The sequence below is a fragment of the Corynebacterium sp. KPL2680 genome (genome assembly GCF_040225675.1).
Taxonomy (GTDB): domain Bacteria; phylum Actinomycetota; class Actinomycetes; order Mycobacteriales; family Mycobacteriaceae; genus Corynebacterium; species Corynebacterium rhinophilum.
On the sequence record NZ_JBEHFM010000017.1, the window covers coordinates 24,736 to 41,832 of the forward strand.

The window sequence follows — 17,097 nt, forward strand, 5'->3', positions numbered from 1 at the left end:
CGTCTCATGCGGCCCCTTGCGGGAACTGACTGCCCAGCACAGCGAAAAACCGGCTCCCCTTAAGGGAAGCCGGTTCAACGATTTTTAGCGCAGTTTAGTCAGCGCGGATGAGGTCAATGATAAAGACCAAGGTGCGGCCGGACAGCGGGTGCGCACCGCCGGCTGGGCCATAGGCCTTTTCCGGCGGGATGATGAGTTGACGGCGACCGCCCACCTTCATTCCCGGGATGCCCTCTTGCCAGCCGGCAATGAGACCGGTCAGTGGGAACTCGATGGACTGACCACGGTCCCACGAGGAATCGAATTCTTGGTTGGTCTCATATTCGGCACCAACGTAGTGGACCTCCACTACGCCACCAGGCTGAGCTTCAGCGCCATCGCCTACGACGATGTCCTCAATGACGAGGTCGGTCGGCGCTGGGCCAGACTGGGCTTCAATAACAGGTTTATCCATGGGGATTAGTCTCCTTGGGAAATCTAGTTTGTTCGTGCGGTCGCAATGAAACCGAACCGAGCTGCACCAATTATAGTGCTCAAGCCCGATTCGGTTGAATTGGGGCGACCAAAAGCGCTAATTAGCGCTCGCTGCGAGGGGTAACCTTGCGCAGGGTTTCACCGGTGTAAATCTGGCGAGGACGGTTGATCTTGGAGTTCATCTCCAGCTGCTCGCGGTACTGAGCAATCCAGCCCGGCAGGCGGCCGATGGCGAAGAGGACGGTGAAGAAGTCCGTCGGGAAGCCCATGGCGCGGTAGATGAGGCCGGTGTAGAAGTCCACGTTCGGGTAGAGCTTGCGGGAGACGAAGTAGTCATCATTCAACGCAATCTCTTCCAGCTTCATGGCCAAGTCCAGCATCGGGTCGCCGCCCAAGTGATCGATGATCTCGTGTGCGGTTTCCTTGACGATGGCCGCGCGTGGGTCGTAGTTCTTGTACACGCGGTGGCCGAAGCCCATCAGGCGAACGCCCTTTTCCTTGTTCTTCACGCGGTTCATGAAGTCGGTAGCGTCGCCGCCGTTGTTCTTCTCGATGTCCTCGAGCATCTCCAGCACGGCCTGATTTGCGCCGCCGTGCAGCGGGCCGGACAGGGCATTGATGCCGCCGGCGATGGAGACGAACATGTTGGCCTGTGCGGAACCAATCATGCGGACGGTGGAGGTGGAGCAGTTCTGCTCGTGGTCAGCGTGCAGGATGAGCAGCTTGTCCAGTGCCTTGGAGACAACCGGGTCAACCTCGTACTCCTCGGTGGGGTAACCGAACATCATGCGCAGGAAGTTCTCGCGCGCATTGAGATTGTTATCCGGGTACATATAAGGCTTGCCCTGGGATGCGCGGTAAGCGTAAGCGGCCAGCATCGGCACCTTAGCCAGCAGGCGAACGGTAGCCTTGTCCAGCTGCTCCTCATCCAGTGGATCCAGCTGGTCTTGGTAGTAGCTGGAGAGAATGTTCACGGAGGAAGCAAGCACGGCCATCGGGTGGGCATCGCGCGGGAAGATGTTGAACTGCGCCTTAAAGTCCTCATCCAAGAGGGTGTGGTGGCGGATGGCGCTATTGAACTGCGCCAGTTCCTGCTCATCCGGCAGGTGGCCCTTGATCAGCAGGTAGGAAACCTCATTGAAGGTGGCGTTATTTGCCAATTCAGCAATATCGTAGCCACGGTAACGAAGGATGCCTTCCTCACCGTTAATAAAGGTAATCTTGGACTCGGTGGAGCCGGTGGAGGTGTAGCCGGGGTCGAAGGTAACAAGCCCGGTTTCCTTGCGAAGCTTGGAGATATCGAAGCCGGAATCGCCCTCAGTGGACTGCTTGATATCCATCTCGTACTCGTTGCCAGCGTGCTTGAGTACTACCTTGTTTTCTTCAGTAGACACGGAATTTCCTTTCCCTGTTAAAGAGTTCTTTAAAGGCGCCAACTTACGCCGTGAGCCTTTGACCTATTCACACTCTAGCAAACTTTGTGATACTGCCAACAAGTTTATGGACATCAAAATACCTGCCATCCAACCGGAACTGTTCTACACTAGCGGCATGAGTACTCCAGAAATCACACTGCCAGCAGATCTCTTGCCTTCCGATGGCCGCTTTGGCTGCGGACCCTCCAAGGTACGCCCCGCCCAGATCGAGGCTATTGACCCCGCTATCGTGGGCACCTCGCACCGCCAGCCGGCGGTGAAAAACCTCGTCGGTTCCGTGCGCGAGGGCTTAAGCGATCTCTTCTCGCTTCCGGAGGGATACGAAATTGTTCTGTCCTTGGGCGGCGCCACCGCTTTTTGGGATGCGGCTACCTTCGGCCTCATCGAGCGCCAGTCGGCCCACCTTACCTTTGGTGAGTTCTCCACCAAGTTTGCCAAGGCCTCTTCCAAGGCTCCATGGCTCGATGCCCCGGCCCTGACAGAATCCCCTGTCGGCACCGCCCCGGATCCGCGCGAGCTTGCTGCCGATGCCGATGTCGCCGCCTGGGCCCACAATGAGACCTCAACCGGTGCGATGACGGAGGTTGTCCGCCCCCACCCCCACAACCACCAGCAGCTCGTGCTTGTCGATGCCACCTCTGGCGCCGGCGGCCTTCCCGTTAATATCGCAGAGACCGACGTGTACTACTTCTCGCCGCAGAAGTGCTTCGCTTCCGACGGCGGCCTTTGGCTCGCCGCCATGTCCCCGGCCGCGCTGGAGCGCATCGAAAAGATCAATAACTCCGACCGCTTCATTCCGGAGTTTTTGAACCTGCAGACCGCGGTGAATAACTCCCGCAAGAACCAGACCTATAACACCCCGGCGATTGCCACCCTGCTCATGCTGGATAACCAGATTCAGTGGATGAATGACAATGGCGGCCTCGACGGCATGGTCAAGCGCACCACCGAATCCTCCTCCACGCTGTACAACTGGGCCGAATCCCGCCCAGAGGCCACCCCATTCGTCAGCGAGCCAGCAGCGCGCTCGCTGGTCGTGGGCACCATTGATTTCGACGAATCCGTGGATGCCGCACAACTTGCCGCTACCCTGCGCGCCAACGGCATCCTCGATGTCGAGCCGTACCGCAAGCTGGGCCGCAACCAGCTGCGCGTGGGCATGTTCCCGGCGATTGAAACCGAGGACATCGCCAAGCTCACGCAGTGCATCGACTACGTGCTGGATGCCAACTAAGTCATCAACATGCCCCGCCGCCTCGCATGGCGCGGGGCGTTTTCGCGTTATAGTTGACTGCATCACAGATCCGTCCTTCCGTCGATAGGCAAAGGAGCGCCACACTATGCGCGAGCTGTTTCTCGTTGACAGCGAATCTAGCGAAGACTCATTGGTGCTACGCACCGAAGAAGGCGAAGAGTTTTCCCTTCCCATCACCGATGAGCTGCGTTCCGCCCTCACGCCCACCGCTAGCAAGCCAGAACCGCCGAAGCTAGCGCCGATGCCCAAGCCCTCCCACGAAGAGGAAGAAAAGCAGATCCGGCCGGCGGAGATCCAAAACCGCATCCGTGCCGGTGCTTCCACGGCAGAGCTCGCGGAAGAGATACACGTCGATGAATCGCGCATCGAGCCCTTTGCTTACCCAGTCATGTTGGAGCGCAATCGCATTTCTGAGGTGGCCAAGCAGGCCCACCCAGTGCGCGACGACGGCCCCGCCAAGCTCACCCTGTGGGAAGTACTGGCGAGCTCCTTTGCCGCCCGCGGCCACTCCCTTTCGGAGTCCACGTGGGACGCCTACCGCCACCAGGGCGAGCCGTGGGTTGTGCGCGTGACCTGGAAGGCGGGACTTTCTGAAAACGAGGCGGAATGGACCTTCAAGCAGTCCATGTCCTCCCCCGCTACGGTCGAGGCCCGCAACTCGGTCGCGGCAGACCTTACGGACCCGGACTTCGTGCAACCGGTGCGCTCGCTGACCTCCCTGGGCAGCGGCCGCTACGACGAAGCCATTGACGGCGATCAGCCCGCCAATGTCACCGATATTTCCGGTTCCAGCGAGGAGACGGAAGAAGAGGAATTCCTGCAGAATCCGTCCTCCGAGTCCAAGCCCTCGAAGCGCCGCCGCAAGGCCGTCACCCCACACTGGGAGGACGTGCTCTTGGGCGTTCGTTCCAACACCAAGCGCCCGAGGGACTAAACAGTGGACATCTCTCATGCCGTTCTCACGCTGTGGTACATCTCCAAGCCCGGCGCCGAAGAAGTTCTCAAGACCGAGCCCAAGGCGGACCGCGGGTTCGGCCGCAAGTTCCTAGCCCAGCTCAACCCCAAGTTCCCGGTCACCCCGATTGGGCAATTCCCCCTGAACCGCTCCGCGCAGACGGATCCGAATGAGTACTACATCGGCGGCTACCCGGGCATTACCGTGGTGCAAACGGTCTGCGAGGGCGATTCAGTCCTGCTTTCCCAGCTGCCGAAGGACCTCTTAAACGCGGTTCCTTCCCAGCGGGTTATCGCGCTGGTTAGCAACGCGGACGAAGACTATGCAGGCTTCGCGCTGTGGGAAGGCGGCGAGCTCAAGCGCTGCCTGTGCGCCACCCGTGACCGCCTCTACGAGGACACCGGCCTACCCGAGCCCTTTGAGGCGCCGTTCTGGGCCGGTGAAAAGGACGAATCCCTCGGCGGCATTTCCCTGCCGTTTCGGCCCCACAGCATAATGGAGGCCGCCCAAGAACACTGGTTGGGCATCACCGTGGGACAGGAAGGCCCGGACCTGGACGTCGTGGGCTATGCCGTCGACGGGCGCCCAGAGCCCAAGATCGATCCGCCGAAGCCAAAGCAGCCGGTCAGCGAGTTCGCCGCCCAATCCGCAAACAGGCTGGGCCTCAACGACTATGACGACTACGAGGACCACGATGCCGAGCCGGATTCCACTGGCGATGAGATCCTTTCCACCGCGAAGCAGCTCGGTTCGCTGATTGGCAACTGGCTGCGTCAGACGTTTAAGTCACTTAAGGATCGCTGGCGCTCATAAAAGGAAATGGCGGCCGCGGTCGCAACGTTTAGGGAATCAGTTCCTGGGGCCATTGGTATCCGCGCGCGGATATCGGTGGCCTTCATTGCGTGCTCGGTAAGCCCAGGGCCCTCCGCGCCAACGAGCATGGCCACCTTGTCCTGCCCGTGCATGGCCTCTGCCAGGTGCACCGCCTGGGGGTTGGGGGTTAAGGAAATGAGGGTAAAGGAGGCATCGGCAAGCGCCTGCAAGGAGCGCTGCCACGTGGTGAAACCTCCCTCCAAATGGGCAAAGGGCACGCGCAGCGCGTGGCCCATGGATACGCGCACCGAGCGTCGATAGAGCGGATCCGCCGCACCTGAGCCCAGCAGCACCGCATCCACGTTCATGCCGGCCGCGTGGCGGAAAATGGCGCCGATATTTTCATGATCCCCCACGCCCTCCAGCACGGCGATGGTGCGGGAACGCTCCAGAATCTCGCCCACCTCCGGCTCTGGGGCGCGGCCCGCAGCGGCAACCAACCCGCGGTGCATATCAAAGCCTGCGACCTCCGCGAGGGTTTCGCGCGAGACCTCGTAGACGGGGCACTCCGGCTCGCCGTACTCGGCAAAGAAGGCCTCCAGCTTGTGGGGAAAGCCCACCAGGCAGCGCATGGGGAACCGCGATTCCATCAGGCGGGCGGCCACCAAGGGGCCTTCTGCAATGACCAAACCCTCGCCGGATTTATCGGATTTGTTGAGGTTCCGAATATCGTCCAGGCGAGGGTCACGGGGATCAGAAATATGCATGCCTTCCAGGCTAGCCGATGGCCTCCGAAATCGGATCGATGCCAAAGTAAATGACGAACAAGCCCGCCAGTAGCCACATGATCCAGTGCACCTGCTTGGCCTTACCGGCGAAGGTGGACATGAGCGCGAAGGTAATAAAGCCCACGCCAATGCCGTTGGCAATGGAATAGGTAAACGGCATGACCACGATGGTAAGGAAGGCTGGAATGGCTACTTCCATGCGCGTCCACGGGATATCCGTAAGCTGCGCGGCCATCATCACGCCGACGATGACCAGCACCGGTGCTGCGGCCTCGATGGGTACGATCTCATAGAGCGGGGTGAAAAACATGGCCGCGATAAACAGCAGGCCGGTCATGATATTGGCCAGGCCGGTGCGGGCGCCATCGGCAATGCCGGCAGAGGAATCCGCGAAGACAGTATTCGAGGACGCCGAGCCCAAACCACCGGCAACCGCGCCGGCACCTTCCACAACCAGCGCCTTCTTCATTCCCGGCAGGTTGCCGTTGTCATCCACGAGCTTGGCCTGCTTACCCAGCCCGGTCATGGTACCCATGGCATCAAAGAAGTTGGTCAGCAGCAGGGTAAAGATGAGCAGAACCGTGGAGATCACGCCAATATTGGCAAAGGCGCCAACCAGGTTCACATCGCCCACGATGGAAAGATCCGGCAGGCCTCCCAGCGCATCTGGGGCCTCTGGGGCGGCCATGCCCCAGTCCTCCGAGTCCGTGAGCGCCTGGACAATAAAGGCAATCACGGTATTCAGGATGATGGCAATAAATAGCCCACCGGGCACATTGCGGATGACCATGAAGGCGCAAATGATAAGGCCAATGACAAAGACCACCGCCGGCCAGGTGGCAATCGAACCATTAATGCCTAGGCCCACCGGCACGGTGGTCTGCGCGGCATCGGGCACGCGGGTAACAAACCCACCGTCCACGAAACCGATCATGGCGATGAACATGCCAATGCCCACGCCCATAGCGGCCTTCATGGGCTGCGGGATGGCGTCAAATACCGCGGTGCGGAAACCGGACACGGCGAGCAGGACGATAATAAGGCCCTCGATTACCACCAGGCCCATGGCTTCTTGCCAGGTCAGCCCGCTGGTGGCGACCATGCTGATGGCGACGAAGGTATTCATGCCCAGGCCCGCAGCCATGGCGAAGGGGTACTTCGCAATCGCACCAAAAGCGATGGACATGACGCCGGCGACCAGCGCCGTGGCCGCAGCAACCTGCGGCACGCCTAAGGTATAGCCTTCCGCATCCGGGCTCGTGCCCAGAATGAGCGGGTTGAGCAAAATAATATATGCCATGGCGAAGAACGAGACCGTTCCCGCGCGTAGCTCGGTTCCGATGGTGGAACCGCGTTCAGAAATGTGGAAATAGCGATCGAGAGTGGCTTTCACGCCGTGCCCTTTCACGTAGAGCGGTATTTTTACGCCCTAAGTGTGCTGCTTTAATCCCCAAATTCAAAATCTTGGTAAATAGGCTTTTCGTCATCGAAGGCCGCGGCCGGCGCCTTCTCCTCACTCACCCGCGTCTGCGAATGCGCACCACACCCGTAGCGCGCATGCACCACGCGGCCATCAGCGGAATACTCATTGGCACATACCCCAAAGTTATCCATGAGCCCCATATAAAACGCGCACGTGCGACACTGCAGGTGCGCCTTGGCTGCCATCTCCGAGGTCGGGCCATATTCTTCTTGCCAGCGCTGCTTGGCATCCGCCAGACCTTTGGCAGAAAGCTCATTTCCGTTCAGGCGCTCATCATCGATGGCTGGCGGCATGAGATCCCCCGGACCCAAATCCCCCGGCAGCACTCGGTCCTCATACGGCACCCATTCTGGTGCCTGCAGCGCCTCCCCGCCCGGTACCAGCGCCACCTCATTGACGGTGACGTAGCGCGAGCCTTCCGCGCACGCGAGCACGGCCTGCCATTCCCAGCCTGGGTAGCCCGGCATATCCGCCTCAAAGCGATGGGTGACAACGTTGCGGCCCATTCCGGCTACGCCCCTATGCTTGCCGATGCCCCCTTCCCCCACCTCTTCCAATGCCTCACGCGCGATGCGTACGGCGCGGGAATCGATCAACGGATTTGCTTTTCGCTTACTCACGCCCCTCATTATTCATGATGGCCCGCCGACAGTGGTACATATGGTGCATGCCGTTTCTCCGCCGCGCCGCTCTCATTGCCGTGCCCTGCTGCGCCTTGACCGCTTGTTCCTCAGACTCTCCCGATGCTTCCTCCCCCGATCACCTTTCAGTGGAAGTCCTCGATAGGGCGCCGCTACCAGAGAACTCCTTTACACAAGGCCTCGAAGAAGACGGCGAGGGCAACCTCCTGCTCGGCACCGGGCAATGGGGCGAATCCAAACTCATCCGCTTCTCCCCTGAAACCGGCGAAATCTTGCAAGAGCGCGCCCTCGATGACTCACTTTTTGGGGAGGGCATTACCCAATATGGTAATTCCATCTGGCAATTGACCTGGAAGCGCGGGCAATCCCTGCGCTATGACGGCGACTTCCAGCGCACCGACACCGCCACCTATGCCGGCGAGGGCTGGGGACTATGCGCCAACCAGGACGAGCTCATCATGTCCGATGGCACCTCTACCCTGCGGCACATGGATCCAGAGACCTTTGCGGAGCTCTCGACCACCGAGGTCACCCTCGATGGCTCGCCCGTGGAAGATCTCAATGAGCTGGAATGCGTGGACGGTGATGTCTACGCCAATGTGTGGGGCAGTGAAGATATCCACCGCATCGATCTCTCCTCTGGCAAGGTAACCGCGGTGATTTCTACCGATGCCATCGATAAATCGAAATATACCGATCCCGATGACGTCTTAAACGGCATCGCACATATCGAGGGCACCGATGAATTCTGGCTTACCGGCAAGCGGTGGGATGAGCTCTACCGCGTTCGAGTAAAGTAATGGGCCATGGCAACCCGTAAGGAAGCAAGGAAAAAGTCGCTGCTGCAAATCCTCGCGCTCATCGTGGTCGTGGCGGTCATCGTCGCCTCCGTGGTGATCTTTCAGAGCTGGCGCAATTCGCGCCCGGGCCCAGAGCCGAGCGAGATTGCTATTACCGCCTCCGTGGGGGATAACACCAAGGAGGTCACGCCCTACCTCGTATGCGAGCCGGGAACCGATTGCCCCGAAGGCGATGTCCCCCAACTAACGGTGGGCGAGGATGACACCTTGCATCTGGAAATCCCCGGGGAGATTTCTAATCACGAATGGAAGGTGCTGTCCATTTATGATGACCCCGCCGCCAATGACGAAACCTCTCATGGTGCGAATGAAACGACCGAGGTAGATATCCCCGGTTCGGTAGACCCCATCGAGGCATCAACTGGCGAGCGCCCCCGGCTCATGGTGGTGGAAGTCTCCTCCCTCATGATTGGCACCGATGACGATGGCGAAGAAACCCCCCTCGCCACCGTGTGGTCCCTATCCACCATGGATGATTAACTATCTAAATCCTTCGCAATTGCGCGGAGGATTTCTGCTACTTGGCGCCCAGTCTTGCGCTCGGGGTAGCGCCCCGAGTTCAGTACCGGCTGCACCTGCGATTCCAGCAGGGTCATAACATCTGAGACCATGCTGCCGAGCTCTTCCGGCTTGCGCGACGGCGTGCGACGGCGCGGCTTGTCCAGCACACGCACCCGCAGTGCCTGCGGCCCGCGGCGCCCCGCCGCGAAATCGAATTCGATGCGCTGACCCGGAAAGATTTCTTCTACTCCCTTGGGCAGGACATTCCGGCCGACGTAGACGTCTTCATCGCCCGGATTGCTAACGAAACCGAAACCTTTCTCGGCGTCATACCACTTCACTTTGCCAATGGGCATAGGTATCCACCTCTTCTCTTGGGTAAATTCTTAAGTTTAGCTGGAAGTTATACAGAACAGAAGTTCCACGTGTCGTGTGGCATAGTTCACAACACTGTCACTACCTGCGGAAATATTGCGGACGGAACCACAATAGTCTCAATTCTTTCCCATTTAGTGCCCAGAACGTGACTATTTCGTTATAAACCACTACGCTGGCCCTCAGTGTCGCCGCAAAGAAGGTTTCCCTGCCCATCCTTTCTTCTAGGCGCAAAACATTTACACGAAAACGGGCACTACGGAAAGGACTACTTTTATGGGACGCCACTCCGCTAAGACTAACCACTTTGCCGCCAAGTTCACCGCAGGCACCGTTGCCTTGGGCGCAGCCGCTGCCATCATGGCACCGAACGCCGCCGCTGCCCCTGACTCCGACTGGGACCGCCTCGCGCAGTGCGAGTCCGGCGGTGACTGGCACATCAACACCGGCAATGGCTACCACGGCGGCCTGCAGTTCAACCCCCAGACCTGGCAGGCATACGGTGGCGGTGAGTTCGCCCCTACCGCTAACCAGGCAACCCGCGAGCAGCAGATTGTCATCGCTGAGCGCACCCTGGCTAACCAGGGATGGGGCGCATGGCCTGCATGCTCGGCTTCCCTTGGCCTGAACTCCGCGCCGACCGAGCGCACCGCCCCTTCCGCACCTGCTGAAGCACCGCAGCCAGTACAGCAGGCAGCAGAAAACAAGTCCGATGAGCTCGCCGTAGACGCCGTCTACAACCTCGTTAAGGACACCGCTAACGCTTACGGCCTGCAGCTACCGGCACAGATTTCGGACGCCTACCACGCCAACCGCCACGACTTTAACGCGTTCTACTCCGCTAACCGCGACGTCATCGACCCGATTGCACAGCTGGTTGAGACCTTCAGCCGCTAAATAAGCGCATAAAAATTCCCCTAGCCTTCTGCGGCAAGGGGAATTTTTTAGCGGTTGATGCGGGTATAAGGGTGAACGTAGTTCAACTTCTCTGCCGGCATCGGCAACACCAAATCATCGCCATAAGGGCTGGAAGCACCAGCAAAAGGCGCAGAAATTTCCGTAATTGCATGCTCGCGGTGTTCATTGTCCGGCCACGCCGGGGAAACAAAGCCATTCTTTTCATTCGACATAGCTTTATTATTTCAAACCTCGGGCAAAAACGTAACTCAATCGGGCGCTAAAATTGTGATTTATCATGACTCAGTCCTCCCACCTCCCGCATTTTCGCACCTGGCTTAATTCCCTTTCAGAAGAGGAACTGGCCACCATCCTTCGCCACCGCCCCGATGTTTTAACCCCGTTGCCGCCCTCCATCGCGGCGCTGGCCACGCGGCTCCTCTTGCGCACCTCTATCGCCCGAGCGCTAGCAGAGTGTAACGCACAGCAGTTGGCGGTGCTGGAGGACATCGCCAAGCGCGGCGGCGAGCTTGCAGAGGTAGAAGACCACAACCCCGCCATCACCCGCGAGCTCAAGGAACGCGGCCTCGCCTTTGGCGCGGTGCAGATTCCGCCAGAGGTCATGCCTGCGCTGCCCACCGGCTGGTCGCTGCTTAATCAGCTCGAGGTATCGCCCGCAACAATCGATACCCTTGCTGAAGACGAACGCCACGTCCTTGCCACCCTGGCGCGCTCCAATGGCATCGGTACCACCCGCGAGACCAATCCGTCCCACCCCGTGCCGCGGCTGATTGCCAAGCATCTCTTGCAGCGCGTCGACTCCCAGACCGTTCGCCTCCCGCGCGAGGTGCACCGCGCCATGAAGGGGCAGACCGTCCCCTACATTCCCACCGAGCCCTCCGCGCGGCGCGGCGAGCCCACCGTTGACCGCAAGGCCGATGACGCCGGTACCGCCGCGGGCCTGTCCGTGGTGCGCGGCATGCAACAGCTGATTTCTTCCCTCGGTGCCCGGCCGATCGAGCTGCTCAAGGATAAAACCGTCGGCGTGCGCCCCCTTGCCCAGCTCAGCAAGCAGCTGGACATCGCGGAACCAGAACTGCGCCGCCTGATTACGCTTGGCCTGTCCGCGCGGCTTATCAACCGCGGCGAACCGTCCGGGTACGAGGGAAACTTCCTTGCACCCACCGATTCCGCCCAAGAGTGGCTCGATGCAGGATTAGCCGCGCAGTGGCGCGTGCTCCTCGTGGCCTGGGAACACTCCCCCTGGACCCCGTGGGAATCTGGCCGGGTACTCGCCGCCAGCACCGACCGCCTGCCCAAGTTTCGCCGGCATATCCTCGATGTTTACCTCAACTCCGCACAGCCGCTGTCCGCAGCTGAATTTCAAGCGGATCTGCATTTTTCCTTTCCCCTTTTTGCCACGCACACCTCCCCAGAGACCATCGAGGAGCTGCACCGCGAGGCGGAATGGATCGGCGCCATCGCGCTCGGGCGAGCCACCAGCGTGCTTATCGATGGCTTCGATGCCGCCGATACCCTCACCCCCGACACCATCGACTATTTCCTGGTCCAGGCGGATATGACCGTGCTAGTGCCAGGGCCCCTCGAGCCCGCGGCCCACCACACCCTGGAGTCCCTCGCGGACTTGGAATCACCAGGACTCGCCAGCGTTTACCGCATTAGCGATGCCTCCCTTCGCCGCGGCCTCGACCGCGGGATGACGGGCACGGAGATCCGCGATTTCTTCGCCGCGCATGGCGATGTCCCGCATACGTTGGAGTTCCACATCGAGGACATCACCAAGCGCCACGGCACCTTGCGCTCCGGTCCTGCCCTGTCCTACCTGCGCAGCGAGGACCCAGCCCTCTTGCAGATCGCCGCGAAGGCCGCTCCGCTGCGCCTGCTGGCCCCCACGGTCGCGATTTCCCAGCTGCGCGTCAGCGAGCTGTTGGAGCGCCTGCGCGAAAACGGCCTCTCCCCCGCTGCCGAGGACGAAAACGGCGCTAGCTTGTCCATCGCGCCCGAGCCCGCAACGCTTCCCACACCCAGCCCTCGCGCCCAGGCCGCGCCGCCGGATATAGCGCGTGCGCTGCGCAACCTCACCACCGGCGAGGCCCCGAGCCTGCCCAACCTGGATCTGGTCCACGCCGCCGCGCGCACCGCACGCCCCATCACCATTGGCTACGCCGATAAAAATGGCAATACCAAGACCCGCACCGTCACCCCACTGACCGTCGCCGGTGGCCAAATCGATGCCCGCGCCGCCGATGGCTCCACCATCCGGTTTCCCTTGCACCGCATCACCTCCGTTACCCTAGACGCATGAACGGACCACTGATTGTGCAGTCGGACAAGACCGTCTTGCTGGAAGTCGATCATCCAGATTCCGCAGCTGCGCGCACCGCCCTCGCGCCGTTCGCGGAGCTGGAGCGCGCCCCAGAGCACGTGCATACCTACCGCATTACTTCCCTGGCACTCTGGAATGCCCGCGCCGCCGGGCACGACGCCGAGCAGGTCGTCGATGTCCTAGAAACCTACTCCCGGTTCCCGGTCCCGCAATCGCTGCTTGTCGATGTCGCCGAGACCATGTCCCGCTACGGCCGCGTCCGCCTCCAGGCGCACCCCGCCCACGGGCTCATCCTCGAATCCGAAGAGCCCGCTATCCTCACCGAGCTCTCCCGCGGCAAGGTAGGAAAACTGCTGGGTTCGCGCATCGATGACAACACCATCGCCGTGGCTCCTTCAGAACGCGGCCGCCTCAAGCAAGAACTCCTCAAGGCCGGCTGGCCCGCCGAAGACCTTGCCGGCTATATCGACGGCGAATCTCACCCCATCGCGCTCAACGAGGACGGCTGGCACCTGCGCGATTACCAGGAATACGCCACCGATGCCTTCTGGTCCGGCGGCTCCGGCGTCGTCGTGCTGCCCTGCGGTGCCGGCAAAACCATCGTCGGTGCCGCCGCCATGGCAAAGGCGCAATCCACCACCCTCATCTTGGTCACCAATACCGTCGCCGGCCGCCAGTGGCGCGACGAGCTGCTGCGCCGCACCACGCTTTCTCCAAACGATATCGGCGAATACTCCGGCGAGAAGAAGGAAATCAAGCCGATTACCATCGCCACCTATCAAGTGGTCACGCGGAAAACCAAGGGTGAATACCGCGCCCTCGAGCTCTTCGATTCCCGCGACTGGGGCCTTATTATCTACGACGAGGTCCACCTGCTTCCCGCACCCGTATTCCGCATGACCTCGGACCTGCAATCGCGGCGCCGGCTAGGGCTTACCGCCACCCTCGTGCGCGAGGATGGCCGTGAAGGCGATGTGTTCTCCCTCATCGGACCGAAGCGTTACGATGCGCCGTGGAAAGAGCTGGAAATGGCCGGCTACATCGCCACCGCGGAGTGCATCGAGGTCCGCGTGGATATGGATCCGGAAGAACGCATGCTCTATGCCACCGCGCAGCCGCGCGACCGCTACCGCATCGCCGCACAAGCCTCGGCTAAGCTCCGCGCCGTCGATAAGATCCTTGCTTCCCACGACCAGCAAGCGCTCATCATCGGCGGATACGTGGACCAACTGCGCGAATTAGGTGAACACCTCGATGCCCCCGTCATCGATGGCACCACCTCTACCGCCAAGCGCGAAAAGCTCTTCCAGCAATTTCGTAAGGGCGTGCTATCCATCCTCGTCGTATCCAAAGTGGCCAACTTCTCCATTGACCTGCCCGAAGCTGCACTAGCCATCCAGGTCTCCGGCACCTTTGGCTCCCGCCAAGAGGAAGCACAACGCCTCGGCCGCCTGCTGCGTCCGAAGGAAACCGCGGCGCTCTTTTATACGCTAGTCACCCGCGACAGCCTAGATGCGGACTACGCCATGCACCGCCAACGCTTCCTCGCCGAGCAAGGATATGCCTACCGGCTCATGGACGCAGTAGACTTAGGCCAATGAAGATCTTTAAGTTCGACGTTGACGAGTCCTTTGCTAAGGCCAATAACGAGTTATTGCGCGATTCCAACCGCCTTCGCGTATCCGGGCTTATCTTCGGCCTCATCCTGATCATCGCCGGCGCCGCCGTGTGGTGGAGCTTTTCCTGGGGGATAACCGTGGGATTAGGGCTCATCCTCTTTGGCATCGTCGTTGCCGTCGTCGGCGTCGCCGCCGCAAGCAAGGTGGGAACGGCCCAATCGCTGTATGATTCTTATCCGCTCGCTCCCGCCGTCATCGCACAGGTCAACGAACGAGACATGATCCTTCTTGCCTTGGTGAATACCAATGTGGATCCGTCCCTTCCCCCACGCTGGGGCGCGTGCCTGCGCACGGTAACCTACATTCCCGGCGTCCAACGCACCGTGGGCACCAAGGTGCCTGTCGCCGCTGTGTCCGGCCAGCGTTCTACTTCCGATAAGGAGCATTGGCAGCAAATCTCCCCCATGCCCATTGCTTGGGGAACCCCCGATGCTGAAACCGTCACCATCGCCCGCAAATCCATCCCCCAGGAACAATGGCAGCGCCTAGAGCGCGCCCGAAAGCGGCTTTCCGATGTCAAATCCACCCGCTATGACCTGCTCGTCCTCTAGTCAGGACTCTCAAGCACCAGATTGTTTCTGGTGCTTTTTCTTTTACCTTTGCCAAATGGTTAAAGGTAAATATTGCGTCGATGTCCTACATCGATGACGTTGACGACCACCGTTTCATCGAGGATGGAAACAATCACTCGATAATCCTCTACTCTCCACCGCCACAATCCAGACTTGTCCGCGACGAGCCCCTTACCGCGCACACGAGGATCGTCTAACTCTGCTACCTCACGAAGGAACTTACTGATTTGTTTCTGTACCGGTTTGTCGAGCTTCCGGAACGCCTTCGCCGCACGCGGGGTGAACTCAATCGACCAAACCACACTCGTCCTCTAAATCCTGCAAAGAGATCGTGTCCAATTCTCCGCGTCGGGCTGCTTCGGATTCGGCTTCGAGCGCATACACATACTCAAGTTCATCGAGGTAGGAATCTAGGGCCTTGCGAAGATAGAAGGCTCCAGTCCGCCCAGTCCGCGAAGCAAGCGCATCTAGGCGCTCTTTCTGCTTCGCGTTAACGCGCAAACTAATTACTGACTCGCTCATGTAAACATGTTTACAACAAGTAAAGCGATTTGTACACCACCCCATGAGCATTGCCCGCGGTTTGCTGTAGTCACGTTGTAATGCTGACTTCCTGCACACTCATAGTCACGAATTTTGCGTTTTCTCAGTAACCAAATCAAGCGATAAGGGAAACCTCGTCCAGTCGCCTTAAAATGACATGCCGTTCGGCGTAGCGACGGCGCAGTCCTGTCAAAAACACGTTGAAGTCCACATCCCAGGGATCCCCAAGTTCCGCCGACTTTTCTCTCATGGTCTGCAGCAGCTCGATGCCCATGTCGCGACCAACCTTAGTCGAATCTAGGTAAGTTGCGACATCGTCGCGAACGAAGGGAAGAGCCTGAGCCGGGAGGTCATCGAGGAATCGTTGCGCCATTGACTGCTCCATTCCCGCCTTTATGACGGTTCTCCAGGCAAGTCCAGGGTCTTCAAGGCACAAGTGCTGGAACATCGCTAAGTCCCACGGCTTCGCCGCCAACGTGTCTTGTATATGCGCCGCAGATTTCGCCTTGTCGGTGCCCGCAGCATAGAGTTGTTGAGCGAACGACAGTTCTGGATATGTGTCGAATACACTGCGAGCCACGCGCTCCGAGTGTTCGGGAAAATGCTCCTTAGCAAGTACGGCCCAACCCGAGGCGATATTTCGGATTTCCGCTGGGGCGCACTCACCAACTGCCTTCTCGGACCAATCGAAGGCAAGATCGTAGCGGCCTATATCACAAAGGCCGGCAATAATCTCCTCATAGCGCGACGCCGCACTTCCCTTGAGACCATGGGGACGAAGGACGGCCTCACTAGTTCCTTCTAGTACCGCTAACCGACGCCCCACGTATCCACTACCTTGCTCCGCCGTATTCCACGAACGGATGCGAGCCACCCCCTCTTCACCAAAGGCAGGTGCCAAATAGACTGGGTCGAGGCCGATTTCTTCCGCTGGGAGAATCTGATTCATTCGTATAAACCAGTCGGCCAAAGCGCAACCAGAATAACTAGCTTGCTGTGCCGCGGAGGAAACTACCCGCGCCAAGACTTCGCCGGCATCCCTTACGGCATGGGCGTAGTCATTGACCCGAGGAATAGTCTTGAGGACCTCTTCTACCGCATCTAGACCAACAAGCACGATATCGGATGGACTTGGCGGCACGATCCCAGAAAGTTGTGCAGGATCCTCTTCTGCCTGTTCTAAAAGCTCAGCGGCTTCATATATACGGTCACTGTAATACACGCCCCGGGCACCTTTGTTCAGATCGGGATCATTAGACCGGACAAGACCGGTTACCGCCTGTGCAAGAGTTCTCATGGGATTCAGTATAGAAAATTCTGGGATCACGAAGAAGAGGGGCAAGCACACCGTTGGAATCGGTGTCCTTGCCCCTCTCGGTACAAACTTTATTTTGTTGTTTGTTTGTTGTTTGGTGTCGGCGGTGACTTACTCTCCCACAACCTCCCGGTTGCAGTACCATCAGCGTGTACAGGCTTAG

General features: G+C 59.7%; 19 protein-coding genes. 9 read left to right on the forward strand and 10 right to left on the reverse strand.

Features of this window, described 5'->3' with window-relative positions:
• Positions 1–94: 94 nt before the first annotated feature.
• Both ABRP66_RS09005 and ABRP66_RS09010 read right to left on the reverse strand, forming a co-directional pair.
• A complete protein-coding gene (locus ABRP66_RS09005; RefSeq protein WP_005279843.1) occupies positions 95–454 on the reverse strand; it encodes an FKBP-type peptidyl-prolyl cis-trans isomerase in 360 nt (119 codons plus the stop codon).
• Between the two features lie 121 nt (positions 455–575).
• On the reverse strand, positions 576–1,868 hold the full coding sequence (locus ABRP66_RS09010) for a citrate synthase (protein ID WP_284796821.1): 1,293 nt from the start codon (positions 1,866–1,868) through the stop codon (positions 576–578).
• Positions 1,869–2,025: 157 nt separating this feature from the next.
• Between ABRP66_RS09010 and serC the strand changes: the two genes are divergently transcribed.
• From serC to ABRP66_RS09025, 3 genes are all read left to right on the forward strand, one after another.
• On the forward strand, positions 2,026–3,144 hold the full coding sequence (gene serC, locus ABRP66_RS09015; protein ID WP_284783498.1) for a phosphoserine transaminase: 1,119 nt from the start codon (positions 2,026–2,028) through the stop codon (positions 3,142–3,144).
• Positions 3,145–3,250: 106 nt separating this feature from the next.
• Positions 3,251–4,099 (forward strand): septation protein SepH, encoded by an 849-nt coding sequence (gene sepH / locus ABRP66_RS09020; RefSeq protein ID WP_284770569.1) that lies wholly within the window; start codon positions 3,251–3,253, stop codon positions 4,097–4,099.
• Between the two features lie 3 nt (positions 4,100–4,102).
• The gene (locus ABRP66_RS09025; protein ID WP_284770568.1) at positions 4,103–4,933 is read left to right on the forward strand and encodes a DUF6928 family protein; all 831 of its coding nucleotides are present in this window, start codon (positions 4,103–4,105) and stop codon (positions 4,931–4,933) included.
• Here the strand turns inward: ABRP66_RS09025 and ABRP66_RS09030 are convergent.
• From ABRP66_RS09030 to ABRP66_RS09040, 3 genes are read right to left on the reverse strand one after another with little or no spacing between them, the layout of a single operon-like run.
• On the reverse strand, positions 4,894–5,700 hold the full coding sequence (locus ABRP66_RS09030) for a TrmH family RNA methyltransferase (protein ID WP_284770567.1): 807 nt from the start codon (positions 5,698–5,700) through the stop codon (positions 4,894–4,896). The genes ABRP66_RS09025 and ABRP66_RS09030 overlap by 40 nt on opposite strands.
• 10 nt (positions 5,701–5,710) lie before the next feature.
• Complete coding sequence (locus ABRP66_RS09035; protein WP_284817032.1) at positions 5,711–7,114, reverse strand: NCS2 family permease; 1,404 nt, start codon at positions 7,112–7,114, stop codon at positions 5,711–5,713.
• A 50-nt stretch (positions 7,115–7,164) separates the two neighbouring features.
• Positions 7,165–7,833, reverse strand: coding sequence for a DUF3027 domain-containing protein (locus ABRP66_RS09040; protein ID WP_284770565.1), 669 nt, complete (start codon positions 7,831–7,833; stop codon positions 7,165–7,167).
• Between the two features lie 5 nt (positions 7,834–7,838).
• On the opposite strand from ABRP66_RS09040, the gene ABRP66_RS09045 reads away from it, so the two are divergent.
• Both ABRP66_RS09045 and ABRP66_RS09050 read left to right on the forward strand, forming a co-directional pair.
• Positions 7,839–8,645: a glutaminyl-peptide cyclotransferase gene (locus ABRP66_RS09045; protein WP_410757473.1), complete on the forward strand. Its 807-nt coding sequence runs from the start codon at positions 7,839–7,841 to the stop codon at positions 8,643–8,645.
• Positions 8,646–8,651: 6 nt separating this feature from the next.
• Entirely contained in the window at positions 8,652–9,185 is a 534-nt protein-coding gene (locus ABRP66_RS09050) for a DUF2771 domain-containing protein (RefSeq protein WP_284770563.1), read from the forward strand.
• On the opposite strand, the gene ABRP66_RS09055 is transcribed toward ABRP66_RS09050, so the two are convergent.
• On the reverse strand, positions 9,182–9,562 hold the full coding sequence (locus ABRP66_RS09055) for a cold-shock protein (protein WP_005279828.1): 381 nt from the start codon (positions 9,560–9,562) through the stop codon (positions 9,182–9,184). The genes ABRP66_RS09050 and ABRP66_RS09055 overlap by 4 nt on opposite strands.
• A 295-nt stretch (positions 9,563–9,857) precedes the next feature.
• Here ABRP66_RS09055 and ABRP66_RS09060 point away from each other — a divergent pair, with 295 nt between their 5' ends.
• Positions 9,858–10,478 (forward strand): resuscitation-promoting factor Rpf1 domain-containing protein, encoded by a 621-nt coding sequence (locus ABRP66_RS09060; protein ID WP_284770562.1) that lies wholly within the window; start codon positions 9,858–9,860, stop codon positions 10,476–10,478.
• A 47-nt stretch (positions 10,479–10,525) separates the two neighbouring features.
• Here the strand turns inward: ABRP66_RS09060 and ABRP66_RS09065 are convergent, their stop codons facing one another.
• On the reverse strand, positions 10,526–10,711 hold the full coding sequence (locus tag ABRP66_RS09065) for a hypothetical protein (RefSeq protein ID WP_005279826.1): 186 nt from the start codon (positions 10,709–10,711) through the stop codon (positions 10,526–10,528).
• Between the two features lie 65 nt (positions 10,712–10,776).
• Here ABRP66_RS09065 and ABRP66_RS09070 point away from each other — a divergent pair, with 65 nt between their 5' ends.
• The 3 genes from ABRP66_RS09070 to ABRP66_RS09080 are packed head-to-tail and all read left to right on the forward strand — an operon-like array spanning position 10,777 to position 15,055.
• Positions 10,777–12,804, forward strand: a complete 2,028-nt coding sequence (locus ABRP66_RS09070; protein ID WP_284770561.1) for a helicase-associated domain-containing protein — start codon at positions 10,777–10,779, stop codon at positions 12,802–12,804.
• On the forward strand, positions 12,801–14,426 hold the full coding sequence (locus ABRP66_RS09075) for a DNA repair helicase XPB (protein ID WP_284770560.1): 1,626 nt from the start codon (positions 12,801–12,803) through the stop codon (positions 14,424–14,426). The genes ABRP66_RS09070 and ABRP66_RS09075 overlap by 4 nt, the downstream gene beginning before the upstream one ends.
• On the forward strand, positions 14,423–15,055 hold the full coding sequence (locus tag ABRP66_RS09080) for a DUF3239 domain-containing protein (RefSeq protein WP_349838601.1): 633 nt from the start codon (positions 14,423–14,425) through the stop codon (positions 15,053–15,055). Before ABRP66_RS09075 ends, ABRP66_RS09080 begins: the two co-directional genes overlap by 4 nt.
• A 59-nt stretch (positions 15,056–15,114) precedes the next feature.
• Here ABRP66_RS09080 and ABRP66_RS09085 read toward each other — a convergent pair whose 3' ends face one another.
• From ABRP66_RS09085 to ABRP66_RS09095, 3 genes are all read right to left on the reverse strand, one after another.
• Entirely contained in the window at positions 15,115–15,378 is a 264-nt protein-coding gene (locus ABRP66_RS09085) for a type II toxin-antitoxin system RelE family toxin (RefSeq protein WP_284783513.1), read from the reverse strand.
• Entirely contained in the window at positions 15,362–15,598 is a 237-nt protein-coding gene (relB, locus tag ABRP66_RS09090; protein WP_284630014.1) for a type II toxin-antitoxin system RelB family antitoxin, read from the reverse strand. The genes ABRP66_RS09085 and relB overlap by 17 nt, the downstream gene beginning before the upstream one ends.
• A 136-nt stretch (positions 15,599–15,734) precedes the next feature.
• Complete coding sequence (locus ABRP66_RS09095) at positions 15,735–16,916, reverse strand: hypothetical protein (protein WP_349838602.1); 1,182 nt, start codon at positions 16,914–16,916, stop codon at positions 15,735–15,737.
• Positions 16,917–17,097 lie beyond the last annotated feature (181 nt).

Coding starts and splice junctions, on each gene's coding strand:
- ABRP66_RS09095 (WP_349838602.1), bottom strand. CDS start 16,916: ATGAGAACTCTTGCACAGGCGGTAACCGGTCTTGTCCGGTCTAATGAT.
- ABRP66_RS09040 (WP_284770565.1), bottom strand. CDS start 7,833: ATGAGGGGCGTGAGTAAGCGAAAAGCAAATCCGTTGATCGATTCCCGC.
- ABRP66_RS09005 (WP_005279843.1), bottom strand. CDS start 454: ATGGATAAACCTGTTATTGAAGCCCAGTCTGGCCCAGCGCCGACCGAC.
- ABRP66_RS09070 (WP_284770561.1), top strand. CDS start 10,777: ATGACTCAGTCCTCCCACCTCCCGCATTTTCGCACCTGGCTTAATTCC.
- ABRP66_RS09030 (WP_284770567.1), bottom strand. CDS start 5,700: ATGCATATTTCTGATCCCCGTGACCCTCGCCTGGACGATATTCGGAAC.
- relB (WP_284630014.1), bottom strand. CDS start 15,598: ATGAGCGAGTCAGTAATTAGTTTGCGCGTTAACGCGAAGCAGAAAGAG.
- ABRP66_RS09080 (WP_349838601.1), top strand. CDS start 14,423: ATGAAGATCTTTAAGTTCGACGTTGACGAGTCCTTTGCTAAGGCCAAT.
- ABRP66_RS09075 (WP_284770560.1), top strand. CDS start 12,801: ATGAACGGACCACTGATTGTGCAGTCGGACAAGACCGTCTTGCTGGAA.
- ABRP66_RS09065 (WP_005279826.1), bottom strand. CDS start 10,711: ATGTCGAATGAAAAGAATGGCTTTGTTTCCCCGGCGTGGCCGGACAAT.
- serC (WP_284783498.1), top strand. CDS start 2,026: ATGAGTACTCCAGAAATCACACTGCCAGCAGATCTCTTGCCTTCCGAT.
- ABRP66_RS09055 (WP_005279828.1), bottom strand. CDS start 9,562: ATGCCCATTGGCAAAGTGAAGTGGTATGACGCCGAGAAAGGTTTCGGT.
- ABRP66_RS09060 (WP_284770562.1), top strand. CDS start 9,858: ATGGGACGCCACTCCGCTAAGACTAACCACTTTGCCGCCAAGTTCACC.
- ABRP66_RS09045 (WP_410757473.1), top strand. CDS start 7,839: ATGATGGCCCGCCGACAGTGGTACATATGGTGCATGCCGTTTCTCCGC.
- sepH (WP_284770569.1), top strand. CDS start 3,251: ATGCGCGAGCTGTTTCTCGTTGACAGCGAATCTAGCGAAGACTCATTG.
- ABRP66_RS09050 (WP_284770563.1), top strand. CDS start 8,652: ATGGCAACCCGTAAGGAAGCAAGGAAAAAGTCGCTGCTGCAAATCCTC.